The sequence below is a fragment of the Bacillus sp. FSL W7-1034 genome (assembly GCF_038593365.1).
Classification (GTDB): Bacteria; Bacillota; Bacilli; order Bacillales; family Bacillaceae; genus Bacillus; species Bacillus altitudinis.
Window position 1 is genome coordinate 3,362,901 of record NZ_CP151989.1, and the last position, 13,650, is coordinate 3,376,550.

At 41.9% G+C, this 13,650-nt stretch carries 16 protein-coding genes; 1 reads left to right on the plus strand and 15 read right to left on the minus strand.

Annotated features, from left to right (window positions below; genetic code table 11):
* Positions 1-35: 35 nt before the first annotated feature.
* The 10 genes from NST73_RS17340 to prfA all read right to left on the minus strand — a co-directional run bounded on the left by NST73_RS17340 (position 36) and on the right by prfA (position 7,412).
* On the minus strand, positions 36-575 hold the full coding sequence (locus NST73_RS17340) for a TIGR01440 family protein (RefSeq protein WP_024718756.1): 540 nt from the start codon (positions 573-575) through the stop codon (positions 36-38).
* Between the two features lie 12 nt (positions 576-587).
* Complete coding sequence (gene rpiB, locus NST73_RS17345; protein ID WP_003214714.1) at positions 588-1,037, minus strand: ribose 5-phosphate isomerase B; 450 nt, start codon at positions 1,035-1,037, stop codon at positions 588-590.
* A gap of 141 nt (positions 1,038-1,178) precedes the next feature.
* Complete coding sequence (locus tag NST73_RS17350) at positions 1,179-1,637, minus strand: low molecular weight protein arginine phosphatase (RefSeq protein ID WP_017360042.1); 459 nt, start codon at positions 1,635-1,637, stop codon at positions 1,179-1,181.
* Between the two features lie 63 nt (positions 1,638-1,700).
* Positions 1,701-2,255: a manganese efflux pump MntP family protein gene (locus NST73_RS17355; protein WP_144679096.1), complete on the minus strand. Its 555-nt coding sequence runs from the start codon at positions 2,253-2,255 to the stop codon at positions 1,701-1,703.
* A 60-nt stretch (positions 2,256-2,315) separates the two neighbouring features.
* The gene (locus tag NST73_RS17360; RefSeq protein WP_081105462.1) at positions 2,316-3,368 is read right to left on the minus strand and encodes an L-threonylcarbamoyladenylate synthase; all 1,053 of its coding nucleotides are present in this window, start codon (positions 3,366-3,368) and stop codon (positions 2,316-2,318) included.
* A gap of 161 nt (positions 3,369-3,529) precedes the next feature.
* Positions 3,530-3,973, minus strand: a complete 444-nt coding sequence (locus NST73_RS17365; protein WP_007497650.1) for a general stress acyl- n-acyltransferase — start codon at positions 3,971-3,973, stop codon at positions 3,530-3,532.
* A 63-nt stretch (positions 3,974-4,036) separates the two neighbouring features.
* Positions 4,037-4,687 (minus strand): stage II sporulation protein R, encoded by a 651-nt coding sequence (spoIIR, locus tag NST73_RS17370; protein ID WP_007497652.1) that lies wholly within the window; start codon positions 4,685-4,687, stop codon positions 4,037-4,039.
* A gap of 163 nt (positions 4,688-4,850) precedes the next feature.
* A complete protein-coding gene (locus tag NST73_RS17375) occupies positions 4,851-5,348 on the minus strand; it encodes a hypothetical protein (RefSeq protein ID WP_008343418.1) in 498 nt (165 codons plus the stop codon).
* Positions 5,349-5,467: 119 nt separating this feature from the next.
* Positions 5,468-6,355 (minus strand): peptide chain release factor N(5)-glutamine methyltransferase, encoded by an 888-nt coding sequence (gene prmC / locus NST73_RS17380; protein ID WP_342499242.1) that lies wholly within the window; start codon positions 6,353-6,355, stop codon positions 5,468-5,470.
* Positions 6,345-7,412 (minus strand): peptide chain release factor 1, encoded by a 1,068-nt coding sequence (prfA, locus tag NST73_RS17385; protein WP_008343422.1) that lies wholly within the window; start codon positions 7,410-7,412, stop codon positions 6,345-6,347. The genes prmC and prfA overlap by 11 nt, the downstream gene beginning before the upstream one ends.
* 210 nt (positions 7,413-7,622) lie before the next feature.
* On the opposite strand from prfA, the gene racA reads away from it, so the two are divergent.
* Positions 7,623-8,174, plus strand: coding sequence for a chromosome-anchoring protein RacA (racA, locus tag NST73_RS17390; protein WP_073412985.1), 552 nt, complete (start codon positions 7,623-7,625; stop codon positions 8,172-8,174).
* 34 nt (positions 8,175-8,208) lie between these two features.
* On the opposite strand, the gene NST73_RS17395 is transcribed toward racA, so the two are convergent.
* The 5 genes from NST73_RS17395 to rho all read right to left on the minus strand — a co-directional run bounded on the left by NST73_RS17395 (position 8,209) and on the right by rho (position 13,541).
* Positions 8,209-9,165, minus strand: coding sequence for an AEC family transporter (locus NST73_RS17395; RefSeq protein WP_007497662.1), 957 nt, complete (start codon positions 9,163-9,165; stop codon positions 8,209-8,211).
* 91 nt (positions 9,166-9,256) lie between these two features.
* The gene (gene malS, locus NST73_RS17400) at positions 9,257-10,957 is read right to left on the minus strand and encodes an oxaloacetate-decarboxylating malate dehydrogenase (protein ID WP_024718762.1); all 1,701 of its coding nucleotides are present in this window, start codon (positions 10,955-10,957) and stop codon (positions 9,257-9,259) included.
* A gap of 279 nt (positions 10,958-11,236) precedes the next feature.
* Positions 11,237-11,839, minus strand: coding sequence for a thymidine kinase (locus tag NST73_RS17405; protein ID WP_007497666.1), 603 nt, complete (start codon positions 11,837-11,839; stop codon positions 11,237-11,239).
* 87 nt (positions 11,840-11,926) lie between these two features.
* A complete protein-coding gene (rpmE, locus tag NST73_RS17410; RefSeq protein WP_003215407.1) occupies positions 11,927-12,127 on the minus strand; it encodes a 50S ribosomal protein L31 in 201 nt (66 codons plus the stop codon).
* Between the two features lie 130 nt (positions 12,128-12,257).
* Complete coding sequence (gene rho, locus NST73_RS17415) at positions 12,258-13,541, minus strand: transcription termination factor Rho (RefSeq protein ID WP_007497667.1); 1,284 nt, start codon at positions 13,539-13,541, stop codon at positions 12,258-12,260.
* Positions 13,542-13,650 lie beyond the last annotated feature (109 nt).

Below are 13,650 nucleotides of genomic sequence, written 5' to 3' on the forward strand. Positions count from 1 at the left end.
TCATCATTCAACATTATATTAGAAATATATCCGAACTATGATCTTGTATAAACGGCTCGTTCTCCGCCAATCAGCTTTGGACGAGTTTTTGCAAACGTCACATGTGCTTGTCCTAATTGATGACGACTGAGACGGACCGGTACGGCTACCCGCTTTAAGTGCATGCCGATTAATGTATCACCGATATCAATCCCTGCATGCGCTGAAATGGATTCAACCAGCACAGGGTGTTCCATTTGCTGATACGCATGCGCCGCCATAGAACCACCCGCCTGACGGACAGGTACAGCCGCTACAATTTCTAAGTTAAGCCGGTACGCCACCTCTTCTTCCACAACGAGGGCACGATTCAAATGCTCGCAGCATTGGAAGGCCAATTCAATTCCTGTCTCGCGTCTCAGTTGATCGAGCTCTTGATAAATAGCTTCAGCAATTTGCTCACTTCCCGCTGTCCCAATGTGCTCGCCAGCCACTTCTGACGTACTGCAGCCAATCACTAAAATGTGGCCGGCTCGCAGTTCAACTGTTTGATGAAACTCTTTTAACATTTCAAGCCAATCTTGACCAATGTTCATGTTAAGCGCTCCTTACAGGTGCTTTTCTTCGTAATCAGCGATTTTACCAATCCGCACAGCATGACGTCCTGCAGTAAATTCTGTTGTCAGCCAAATGTGAGCAATCTCTCTTGCCAATCCTGGTCCAATGACTCGTTCTCCCATCGCAAGAACATTTGTATCATTATGTTCTCTCGTCGCCTTTGCACTGAATGTATCATGCGCCAGTGCACAGCGGATGCCTTTCACTTTGTTTGCTGAAATGCTCATACCGATACCTGTCCCGCAAATCAAAATGCCTCGATCGACTTCCCCGTTTGCCACCATATTGGCTACAGGAAAAGCATAGTCAGGGTAGTCTACAGAACCTGATCCACATTCACAACCCATATCAATGTATTCAATCTTTAATTCATCCATTAGTTGTTTGATTTCTTCACGAATATTCGTTCCGCCGTGATCGGATGCAATGGCTACTTTCATCGGGCAATTCCTCCTAAGGGTGAGTTAATCTGTCATGTCTTACATTCATTCTTTATTTACAGTTATATTTTAACCTCTGCCTAGTCATTTGCAAACAAAAGCAGAAAAACCGTTTGCGCAACGGTTTTACAGGTTGTCCATTTATGAGGATTTATGATCCTGTTTAAGCTTTTTAGCAAGTTGATACAATAGCGTTTCTAGTTCATCTCGTGTCTCCTGATAAATGGAGAGACTCCCTCCAAATGGATCCGACACGTCACCTTCTGATCCTGTAGCAAATTCTTTTAGAGTGAAGACCTTGTCTTTCACATGAGCATATTGCTCCACAATCAACTGCTTATGCTGAATCGTCATGGTGAAGACATAATCTGCTTCATGAAGAAGTTCTTCTGTTAGTTTAGACGACGAGTGATTCAGTGGAATGCTTTTCTCAAATAATGCTTCGACTGCTTGAGGAGAAGCCTTCCCTGCATCAGAGGCGAAGATGCCCGCTGATTTTACAGTGACCTGTAAGCCTTTTTCATCTGCAATGGAGGAAAAAAGGGCTTGAGCCATCGGACTTCTGCAAGTATTTCCCGTACAAACAAATAAGATATTCATCTTTCGACCTCCTTTTCTTCTATTATATAGCATTTCATTCTACATGTTATGTAAGGAGACTGGCTAGAGCGGAAATAATAATTTGATTCCAAAGGCTAGTAAAATCAATCCGCCAAGCGCACCGCTGTATGAACCTACCCATGACCGAACCTGTTTACCGAGTAATAATCCAAGCCATGTGAGCATCATACTAAAAAAGCCAAACAATAAAATGGTCATCAACACCCGAGAACCGTAAATCCCCAGGCTTAAACCAACGGAAAAACTATCTAAACTCACACTTGTTGCAAAAAGAACGAGACCGGCCCCAACAGGTGCGATAAATGGCTTATCTTCTTTTCGGATAGAAGCGATGATCATTTGCAGACCTAGCACCAAAAGCAGCGCCCCGCCTATATAGGTTGCTAGGAGCCCAAGCCAGCCAGATAAAAGCTGACCTGTTAGCATGCCAAAAAGAGGCATAACCATATGAAATATCCCAATGACAAGTCCAATATAAAGGATCTGGCGGAATCTCAGCTGAATCATCCCCATGCCGAGTCCAACCGAAAAGGCATCCATTCCAAGTGCAAAAGCCATGATACTGAGTGTCAGCAATTCGCCAGCTAGTTCATTCATGTAAATCCCCCTTGGACACGCATTCTCCTTTAACCTATGTTTGTCCAAGAGAGGTTAGAACTATTTGAATGAAGAGAGAGTGCGCCCTCCTGCCGCTTTTTGCAGACGGTTCATGATCGCAGAACCAACTCCCTGCTCTGAGAAGGCTTCTGAAATGATCAAGTCTACATCCGTTTCATCAAATTGTCTCAGCACACGATATAAGTTTGCCGCAACCGTTTCAGGCTTTTCTCTCCATCCACAGCTAAAGATAACATCTGCCGCAAACCATTCCTTCTTTTCTTCTGTCGTCAGCACACCTACTTTTAGCCCTTCAGCTCGGTACTTCTGAATGTGCAGCTGCATGTCTTCATCACTTCCATGAAATATATACATTTGTGCTTCAGGTGCATAATGTGTGTATTTCATTCCCGGCGATACTGGCGCCTCATCCTTTTTCGTCAGCCCTGGATCCATGTTGACCGTTCCTACGACCTCTTCTAACGCTTCTTTTGTAATACCCCCCGGCCTTAAGATCACTGGAATCTCGTCTATACAGGATACAACCGTTGACTCCACGCCAATACCTGTTGAACCACCATCGACAATGCCAGCAATTTTCCCATCAAGATCACTCGCGACATGATCCGCAAGTGTCGGCGACGGTTTTCCCGAACGGTTGGCACTAGGCGCGGCAATTGGCAAACCAGCTGCTCGGATGAGTTCAAGCGCAACAGGATGATCAGGCATTCTTACGCCTACTGTTGTTAAACCTGCCGTCACCTGCTTTGATAATGTGCCCGGCTTACAAGGTAGAACAATGGTGAGAGCGCCTGGCCAAAAGGCATCCATCAGCGCCGTTACTTTTTCATTTTCTATTTGCGCAAACTCATGAAGCTGTTGAACGTCCGCAATGTGAACAATCAACGGATTATCACTTGGGCGTCCTTTCGCTTCATAAATTTTCTTCACAGCCTCTGTCTCTTTTGCATTTGCCCCTAGTCCATAAACCGTTTCTGTCGGAAAAGCGACCACTTCATTCTGCCGCAACAACAGAGCTGCTTGTTCAATTTGTGGATAGTATGTGGATAAATCCTTTTTTAAATCCACAGACCACCTTTTTGTATTTAACATCATACAAACTCCTTTTAAAAAAGATAAAACTGTTGATATATCTCAATTATCCTTTTGAAAGTATAAAAGATGATGCTAAATAAAACAAGCGTTGTCCACAATTTGTGGATAACGCTTGTTTTACAGTGGATAAGTATGTGAATAAGTCCGGTGTTTTGTGATTAACTCGCTGTTTTTTGCAGCACAACCGCCTGCTCTTTTCCCAACGACTCTTTTGCATGCGCAGATACCCACACACTTTCTGGGATTTCCTCTATAGGCGTAAAGCCCATCAGCGCTAAAAAATCATGCGAAGAGGAGTGATTGGCTACAACATAAAAGGTGTCCACACCTTGTTTTTCCCCTAGCGTTTGAACACTTTGGAACAGAGAAACGATATGCCCCTGACCAAGTTTATCTGATATCACAAGTGATCTTAGCAATCCTTCTTGTTCATTTAGTCGTTCAAGACCTAAACAGCCTGCAAGCTCACCGTCTGCATCTTCCATGACCACAAATGACGTACGCTCTGCAATCGTCACCCCGCCTTTTGCTTGGCCTTTTTCAAGAAAAGCATTAATGGCCGGGGCATCTTCTTCTGTCGCTATTCTTAATTGATAATACATGCTTTCACCTCTTTTTGTTCTCTTACTTCAACTCTATGAGGCAAAAACAGATTTAGACCTTTTTTAAGAGAAAAGACTAGAGACCCATTCGAACAGAAAGAATTTCACTTCACCCGTCTCTTCTTCTTTTACCACTTCATTGACAGATTCATTTGATGGCTCTGCGGCTACCTGCTCTTTATCATCTCCTTCTGGTGAGGCGATCGCTTCTCCGTTTGAAAAATCGATAAAGCAGAGAGGTGGGAATAACACACACCACCAATTGGCTCCGTCTCCTTCCCCTAACGTAATCAAAATGGCTTCATATTTCCCAGCAGGATAAACAAAGTTGCCATATAGCTTTGTTGGAAATGAGGCTTTTTGAAAGCTGACCGATACGGATTGATCAATGTGTTGTTCCTTTAATTTTGCTTTGGCAATACGATTGATGTCTGGAAGCTTTGAACGAATCACACGTCTGGCTTCTTCAATGGATGTGAGGTCTTTCACCCACTCCGTTATATTGGCATTGACCTCATCTCGAATACTTCGTTTCACATCTTGATCTGCCGACCGGTCACTGTTGGCTAAAATGCGTAAACGAATGGCTTCATCTGGAATCACAACAGGCTGATTGGCAGAAGCAGCCGCCGTCTCCTCTTTTCCAAGGTTTGCAAAAGCACCACATAATAATAGAAACATATAAAGACAAATCATCATTTTACTTTTGAACATGATGTGTTCCCCCCACTTTTTCTCTTCGCTACAAACATTGTGTCCAGGAAACGCATCTCGTAAACAACAAAAATGATTTTTTTAATAGATTATGAGTAAAAAACAACTACATGAGGAAAGCGAATCAATGTTTTTTCTGCATGCAAAAAAGCCATTCAACAACTTATGAACGGCTTTTTAGTGAGGATTGGTAATCGGACGGGTACAGTCTCCCATCCCAATCTCGGCTGATTTTTAATCCCGAATCTGTTTTGATAACTGTCATTGCACCTTTTTTCTCAATTTCCTTTTTGACCTTTCCTTTATGGTCAATAAATTGAATGATCATTTCATAGTCAAATTCAATCCTGTCATCGCTTTCATCTGAAGGTGTAAACGTAATTTTTTTCAGTTTAATTTGACAATCTTGATCTTTTGCTGCTTCTAATACACTTGGAAACATGCTGTCTTCTGTATATTCTTGATATTCATGCTCGGTTAAATAATCCTTCAACTTCTCCTTCATGTCAGATAGGTCATCCGTCCGATTCACTGTGTATTGTGCTTTTTTATAGTTTTCCCCAAATGCTGCTGCTTCTTTTTTAAAGCTCGGTTTACCGCAAGCACTCACAATCAATAGTACACTGACGATGACCAACACCATCGCATACCTTCTGTTCACACCATTCGCTCCTTCAAAACAAATTTATGTAAAAAATCATGATCAGAATGTTCATTCTTCTATATATACGTTTCCCTTTTACCATAAGTTTCATCTTTACATAATAAAATAGTCCGACTTTATTCAGCCGGACTTCCGTTTTGAATGTGTGCGCAAACCGCTCGATCCTTTCCGTTGATGTCCTTGATGATATGAACATCAGCTGAAGGGAACGCCTGCAAAAGAAGCGCTTTTACATCTTGTGCTTGTGTATGCCCTATTTCAAGGACAACCACCGCTTGTTGATGAAGTACTTTGTGGAGATCACAGGCGATACGCTCATAAAACCACAGGCCATCACGCCCATCTGTCAGCGCATTGACAGGTTCATGCTTTGTGACAACCTCTGATAAACCATCCATTTCTTCTGCCGCAATATAAGGCGGATTGGAAATAAACACATCGACTTTGATGCCTTGAGCCATAATCGGTTCAAGTAAATCCCCTTGGACAAAATGAACGTCTGCACCAAGCGCTTCTTGATTTCGCTTTGCTACTTCAAGTGCTTCATGTGAAATATCCGTCGCTGTCACAGTGAGAGATTCTTTTTCAAGAGCTAACGTAATCGCAATTGCACCGCTACCTGTTCCAACATCAACAGCTTTGAGCGGCTGATCATCAGGAAACACACGATTCATCATGTTTAATGCCGCCAGCACCACTTCCTCCGTTTCAGGACGAGGAATCAGAACGTGTTTGTTTACCTCAAAAGGACGCCCATAAAAAAATTCAACACCCGTTAAATGCTGCACAGGCACTCCACACTTGTGCTGTGCGACGAACTTGCTGAATTGTGAATCTTGCTCCTCTGGCATTGGATCATGAAAACGGGCAAGAAGTTCACTTCTGTTCCATCCAAGCACATGCATCAACATTAACTCTGCTGCGTTTTGGTCTCTGCCCGCTTCCGTTAACAAAGAAGAAGCCCATTTAAGGGCTTCAAAGATCGTTCGCTCTTTATTTTGCATTTTGAAGTTTTCTTGCTTGGTCTTCCATAATTAATGCATCAATGACCTCGTCAAGTTTTCCTTCTAAAATTTGATCAAGCTTTTGAATCGTCAATCCGATACGGTGGTCCGTCACGCGGTTTTGTGGGAAATTGTACGTACGGATACGCTCTGAACGATCCCCTGTTCCAACAGCAGATTTACGGGTTTGATCATATTCAGCTTGTGCTTCACGCTGGAATTTATCATAAATTCTCGCACGCAAAACTTTCATCGCTTTTTCTTTGTTTTTGATTTGTGATTTCTCGTCCTGACAGGAAACCACTACACCTGTTGGAAGGTGAGTCAAACGAACAGCAGACATTGTGGTATTAACACTTTGTCCCCCTGGTCCGCTTGATGCAAATGTATCCACACGAATATCTTTTTCGTGGATATCAATTTCAACTTCCTCAGCTTCTGGTAATACAGCAACTGTCGCTGTTGATGTATGAATACGGCCGCCTGACTCAGTTTCAGGAACACGCTGCACGCGGTGTGCACCGTTTTCAAACTTTAGTTTAGAATATGCACCTTTACCGCTAATCATAAAGATGATCTCCTTATAACCGCCAGTTCCAGTGACACTCGCTTCCATGACTTCCGTTTTCCAGCCTTGCATTTCAGCATAACGGCTGTACATACGGTACAGGTTTCCTGCAAACAGCGCAGCCTCTTCTCCGCCCGCTGCACCACGAACCTCCACAATAACGTTCTTATCGTCATTCGGATCTTTCGGGATGAGCAAGATCTTCAGCTCGTCTTCTAAACGTTCTGTTTCCTCTGTGAGCTCTGAAATTTCTTCTTTGACCATGTCGCGCATATCGGCATCGAGCTTATCTTCCAGCATGGCTTTCGCATCACTTAGCTGATCATATGCCGCACGATATTGTCTATATACCTCAACAGTTTCTTGAATATCAGATTGTTCCTTCGAATATTCACGAAGCTTCTTAGGGTCGTTCACCACTTCAGGGTCACTTAAATATTCATTTAGCTTTTCATAGCGTTCTTCAATTGATTTTAAACGGTCTAACATGGTCTTCACCTCTGTTTTGTGCGTAACAGTCTAATTATAGTATAGCGGGGTATGACAGTCAAAAAAATTTCCAAAACAATTGATTTTCTGCAATTTTTCACTAGAAAACACGATCTTTGGCGATTGGTTACTTGTTTTGTCTAACGTGAAGGAACGGATGCTCACGAAAGAGAATGGTACTTGTAATTGAAAAAAGGGAGGGCATTTGGTTTGAATACAAATGAGGTTGCAAAGGAAATTGGTGTATCTTCAAAAACCATTCAGCGCTGGGTCAAACAGCTCAACATCCCTGTCGCCCGGAATGAACTTGGACATTACGAATTTCATGATGACATTGTCCAGCTGCTCAAAGAGGTCCAACACCAAATGAACGAAGGTGTGATTCTCCATGACATTAGACTGCCGATCCATGAAGAAACCGCCCAGCAATTATCACCTACTGTAGAAACTTCTGACTCATCAAAACGGATAGAAGCCTTAGAAGAACAAGTGAAACAGCTCCTTCAAGAGCAATCACATGTCAGTCATATTGAAGCCCGTTTCCAAGAAATAGAACGGAAACTCGCTAAGAAAGCAGATGAAGGCGTTTCCTACCAGCTCCTCCAGCACAGAAGAGAAATTGAAGAATTAACTGCAAAATTAGAACGCCTCACAGCCACATTGACAAAACCAAAACCATTAAAAGAAGAAGAAAAGGAAAAGGCACACCCCGAAATGAAAAAAAAGCGTGTGCTCTTCCCTCTGTTTCATTCATTTCGCTAAGAAAGGCTGCCTATAAGGCAGCCTTTCTACTATATTATACGGTAAGTGCAATAATGATCGGTAGTGTAATGAGTGACATGATCGCACTGATCACAAATGCCGATGCTGTTTCTGCTTCCTGTTTCTCAAATCGAGTAGCGATCATGGCCGCAACAGCTGAACCTGGGAAGGCAACAAGCAATACAGCTTTTGTAATTTCATCCGCCGAAAGACCCATAAGAATGGCGATAAAATACATAAGTAACGGTTGTACAGCTACTTTGAGCAATGCGATACTGAAAGCTGGTAAGCTCAGTTTAATTTTGCGGATACCGACTGTGACACCGACTGCAAAGAGCGCAACCCCTGATGTCACACTTCCAATTTCCTCTAGCATTTCATGTCCGATTTCAGGAAGTTTAAATCCTAAAAGAACAAGAATGATACTTGCTAACGGTGCAAGCGCAAGCGGCTCTGATAAACCGTGCAAAATCGCTTTCGTCGTCATTTTTAGGAAACTTTCGCCGTCTTTGGCTTTTCCTTTTGTTTTTTCACCGACAGTTGACACAATAATAGCAATTGGATCAAGCAATGCATTTACAACTATTCCGGTAATAGCAATCGGAATTGCAACTTCTTGAGCCCCAAATAAACTGCCCAAGACCGGAATCCCCATAAATGCAAAGGTCGGTTGTGCTGAGTTTAATGAGAAAACAGATGAATCTGTTAAATCATATTTAAAAGCAAATTTCGTAACTAAAAGGATAATGATATAAAAGCCTACGATTCCGAGAATCAATGCAACGAAAAATGGAATTTGACTATAGAATTTATCTTTTGGTGTTGACAGAATGCTGGCGATAAAGTGCGCTGGCAAAGCATACTTTGTAACAAGTGTACTTACACCTTTTGCAGATTTAGCGTCATAGCTGCCGAAGTTCCCTGCGAACCAACCCAGCGCGATAACGAAAAAAATCGGTGCTAGGAGGATCAAAATATTTAAAAAGTCCATCTTACTATTCCTCCTTGAATCCTTTACATGTTTCTTATTTTATAGCGGCATTGCTTACATTACCCGAAACAATGCCGCGTTACACATTTTATTATGCTCTTACAATTTTTTTATATTCAGGAATCCACATAGCATCTTTCACAGCTTGTTCGATGTTGTCAGGTGTTCTTCTTGCGACACCATCTTTAATTGCTGCTTTTGCTACTTCAACAGCTACCTTGATTGATACTTCTTGCAATTTATCAATGCTTGGAAGCAGTCCAGCGCCTGGTTTTTCATGATCAACCATTTCAGCGATCGCATTTGCAGAAGCAACGAACATGCCTTTTGTGATAATTTTTGATTCCGTTACGATTGAACCAAGACCAAGTCCAGGGAAAACGAACGCATTGTTTGATTGTCCGATTTCATGTTCAATTCCGTTATACTCGACATTTTCGAATGGGCTTCCAGTTGCAACAAGCGCACGACCGTCTGTCCATTTGAATAGATCTTCCGGTACTGCTTCAGCAAGTGGAGTTGGGTTAGACATCGGCATGATCACTGGACGCTCTGTATGAGCTGCGATTTCTTTAATAATTTCTTCAGTGAATGCGCCGCCTTGACCTGATGTACCAATAAGAATAGTTGGCTTCACCTTGCGAACAGCTTCAGCAAATGAGATTTGTCCTTTTTCATCACGAGCCCAGCCTTCTACTTCATCAGAAGAACGAAGGTATGGTTTTTGGAAATCAAGCACTTCATCTTCAAACTGATCTGTTAGCAATCCTCTGTAGTCTAACGTCCAGAATGCATTGTTTGCTTCTTCTTCACTTAGACCTTCAAGAACCATTGTGTCACGCATTTGATCGGCGATTCCGATTCCAGCTGATCCAGCTCCGAAAATCATCACACGGTGATCTTTCAATTGAGTACCAGTTTTCTTGACAGCTGCAAGAACACCCGCTAAAGTAATGGCACCAGTACCTTGGATATCATCATTAAATGTTAAGATGTTGTCGTTGTATTTTTTCATGATGTTACGCGCATTTTTGTTTCCAAGGTCTTCCCAGTGAAGCAATGCTTTCGGGAAGAATTTAAGTGCTGCTTTGACATACGCATCAATGAACTCTTCGTATTTTTCACCTTGTACACGTTTGTGGTGGTTCCCGATGTACAATGGATCATTTAATAGTTTTTCATTGTTAGTTCCAACATCTAATACAACTGGAATCACGCGGCTTGGATCAATCCCAGCTGCAGCCGTGTAAACAGCTAATTTACCAATTGCGATGTTGATACCACCAACACCCCAGTCACCAATTCCAAGAATACTCTCAGAGTCAGTTGCTACGATGAGGTCGATGTCGCCTGCTGTTGCATGTAAGTTTTCAAATGCTTTCTCGATGCCGTCAATGTTGTCGATTGAAAGGTAGACACCATGAGGTCTTCTGTATTCATGGCTGTATTCTTGAATCGCTTCACCAACAGTTGGTGTGTAAACAACAGGAAGCATTTCACGAAGCTTGTCCGTTAGAAGCTTATAGAATAATACTTCGTTACGGTTTTGCAAATCACTTAAGTATACGTTTTGACGAAGACGATCTGGCTGAGCTAGAAATTGCTTGTACGCTCTCTCCGCTTGCTGTTCTAAAGTCAGAACAGTTGGAGGAAGTAATCCTTCTAGTCCAAGCTCTTGTCTTTCTTCTTCAGAGAAAGCAACGCCTTTGTTCAACGTTGGAATCGATAATACATCTTTACCTGTCAAAGTGGTTTCGAGGTACCCTTCTTTTGTTTTCTTCACGTTGTTCATCAAAAACTACCCTCTTTCTAAAATATAAATAAAGTGAACTATTAATACAAAGAACGATCAAGGAGAAAAATCCTTAATCAAAAAAATTATGACAAGAAATCGAACTTTTCGTTTAAATGCTTTACACTACAGTTAGTCATTTTATGCCTGCTTATACCAAAACGCAAGCGTTGAAAATTAGATAATTTTTTCGTAGCGTTATTTAATTTATTTAAGTACAAATGATGGGTGTTCAGCCAAAAACTCGAAAAACGAAACACAGCGGCATTTGCTATTTTTTTAATTGTCAAGTGTTGTACCAACATCTAGTTTTGGTACTTCATGGTGATGTCTGCATCGTGCTTCGTATGATTCCTGCGCACCTACTAAAATAATGGGATCATCATAGGATGCGGGTTTACCGTCGATCAAGCGTTGTGTTCTACTCGCTGGGGAGCCGCATACCGAACAAACTGCTTGAAGTTTTGTTACAAGCTCTGCACATGCCATTAAATGCGGAACAACACCAAATGGCTCTCCTCTGAAGTCTTGATCAAGGCCTGCAACAATGACTCGGTAGCCTTTATCAGCCAATTGAGTGACAATATCAATGATTGTCTCATCAAAAAATTGCACCTCATCAATGCCAATGACATCGGTTCGTTCTGATATGTGCGTTATTATGTCTTTTGGTGAGGTTACTGCAATCCCATCGACGGATGAACCGTTATGTGACACAACTGAGCTTGTGCTATACCGGTTATCAATCGCTGGTTTGAATATTTTTACTTCTTGTTTGGCAAAGGTGGCTCTTTTGGCTCTCCGAATCAATTCTTCCGACTTTCCAGAAAACATACTTCCGCAGATGACTTCAAGCCAACCGCTTTGTTTCATCACATACATAAGGTCTTCTCCCCCGTTTTAAAGTTCCATCAATCCACGTAAAAAAACAGGCAAGAACGGATTCCTGCCTGTTTATTGTATCTATTATTACTTAAGACCGTATTTTTTGTTAAAGCGGTCAACACGTCCATCAGCAGAAGCGAATTTTTGACGGCCTGTATAGAAAGGATGGCACTCAGAGCAAATCTCGATGCGTACCTCTTCTTTTACTGATCCAGTTTCAAACTCATTTCCACAAGCGCATTTGACTGTAGCTTTTTTGTAGTTAGGATGAATTCCTGTTTTCATCTACTGTCATCTCCTTCCGCCCTGAATCCAATTCGGAAACAGAGTTAATATCTCAGAATAAATTCTGAAACGCACATGGTAAAATTATAACAGTGTGAGTCTATGATTGCAAATGTATTTTTTCAGGAAGCTATCTTCTTGATGCAGACATATTTGCTTGTTTCCATTCTTGCGTTAAAATATCGAAAAATTCTTGGTTTGTCTTTGTTTTTCTCATTTTGCGCATGAATTTCTCAGCGAAATCAGGTGTATCTGACATTGATTTTCTCATCGCCCATAGACGATCAAGATGTTCTTTAGGCACAAGCAGTTCTTCTTTTCTTGTACCGGAACGACGAATGTCGATGGCTGGGAAAATTCTTCTTTCTGCAAGAGAACGATCTAAATGGAGCTCCATGTTTCCTGTTCCTTTAAACTCTTCATAAATCACATCATCCATACGTGATCCCGTATCAACAAGTGCAGTAGCTAAAATGGTCAAGCTCCCACCTTCTTCGATGTTACGCGCAGCACCAAAGAAGCGTTTTGGACGGTGGAAAGCCGCTGGATCAATACCGCCGGAAAGCGTTCGGCCGCTTGGCGGGATGACAAGGTTGTATGCCCGAGCAAGCCTTGTGATGCTGTCCATTAAGATGATGACATCTTTTTTATGTTCAACTAGACGCATCGCACGCTCTAATACAAGCTCTGCTACTTTAATGTGGTTTTCCGGTACTTCGTCAAAGGTTGAGCTAACGACATCACCTGCAACAGAACGTTCGATATCTGTTACTTCCTCTGGACGTTCGTCAATAAGAAGAACAATCAGTTCTGCCTCTGGATGATTTTCAGAGATGCTGTTGGCAATTTCTTTGAGCAAAATGGTTTTCCCAGCCTTAGGCGGTGCAACAATTAAACCACGTTGCCCAAACCCAACTGGCGCCATCATATCCATAATTCTAGTAGACAGGTGATTAGGCTGTGTTTCAAGAATCATTTGACGATCAGGGAATAGCGGCGTGAGTGCAGGAAAGTGAACACGTTCCTTAGCTGATTCTGGGTCGTCCCCATTTACCGCTTCGACATGAAGGAGGCCATAGTAGCGTTCATTCTCTTTTGGAGGTCGTACCTTTCCAGACACCTTATCACCATTTCTTAAATCAAAGCGTCTGATTTGTGAAGCTGAAATATAAATGTCTTCAGAACTTGGGGAGTAGTTAATTGGTCTTAAGAAACCAAATCCCTCTGACTGAATAATTTCTAGAACCCCTTCCATAAATAAGAGATCCTCTTGCTCAGCATTCGCCTTTAAGATGGCAAAAATTAATTCTTTTTTTGTTAGTTTGCTGTAATAAGAGATTTTGTACTTTTTTGCTAACTCATACAGCTCTTTTAATTTCATATTTTCCAAAGATGAAATCGAAACATCTTTCAATATGGACACCACACTTTTCTAGTCAATGTATTTCATTACAAATGCATGACCATTGTATTTGATTAGCTTTTAATTCCGTTTTTGTTGGAATGACCTCGCTCTCATGGTA

Bases quoted from the DNA above. Each gene is read 5' to 3' on its own strand.
- NST73_RS17355 (WP_144679096.1), bottom strand. From the start codon at position 2,255: ATGAATGAACTAGCTGGCGAATTGCTGACACTCAGTATCATGGCTTTT.
- NST73_RS17365 (WP_007497650.1), bottom strand. From the start codon at position 3,973: ATGTATTATCAATTAAGAATAGCGACAGAAGAAGATGCCCCGGCCATT.
- NST73_RS17360 (WP_081105462.1), bottom strand. From the start codon at position 3,368: ATGTTAAATACAAAAAGGTGGTCTGTGGATTTAAAAAAGGATTTATCC.
- NST73_RS17350 (WP_017360042.1), bottom strand. From the start codon at position 1,637: ATGAATATCTTATTTGTTTGTACGGGAAATACTTGCAGAAGTCCGATG.
- malS (WP_024718762.1), bottom strand. From the start codon at position 10,957: ATGAACAACGTGAAGAAAACAAAAGAAGGGTACCTCGAAACCACTTTG.
- NST73_RS17340 (WP_024718756.1), bottom strand. From the start codon at position 575: ATGAACATTGGTCAAGATTGGCTTGAAATGTTAAAAGAGTTTCATCAA.
- NST73_RS17405 (WP_007497666.1), bottom strand. From the start codon at position 11,839: ATGTATGTGATGAAACAAAGCGGTTGGCTTGAAGTCATCTGCGGAAGT.
- rpiB (WP_003214714.1), bottom strand. From the start codon at position 1,037: ATGAAAGTAGCCATTGCATCCGATCACGGCGGAACGAATATTCGTGAA.
- prfA (WP_008343422.1), bottom strand. From the start codon at position 7,412: ATGTTAGACCGTTTAAAATCAATTGAAGAACGCTATGAAAAGCTAAAT.
- NST73_RS17395 (WP_007497662.1), bottom strand. From the start codon at position 9,165: ATGGACTTTTTAAATATTTTGATCCTCCTAGCACCGATTTTTTTCGTT.
- prmC (WP_342499242.1), bottom strand. From the start codon at position 6,355: ATGCAAAATAAAGAGCGAACGATCTTTGAAGCCCTTAAATGGGCTTCT.
- spoIIR (WP_007497652.1), bottom strand. From the start codon at position 4,687: ATGTTCAAAAGTAAAATGATGATTTGTCTTTATATGTTTCTATTATTA.
- rpmE (WP_003215407.1), bottom strand. From the start codon at position 12,127: ATGAAAACAGGAATTCATCCTAACTACAAAAAAGCTACAGTCAAATGC.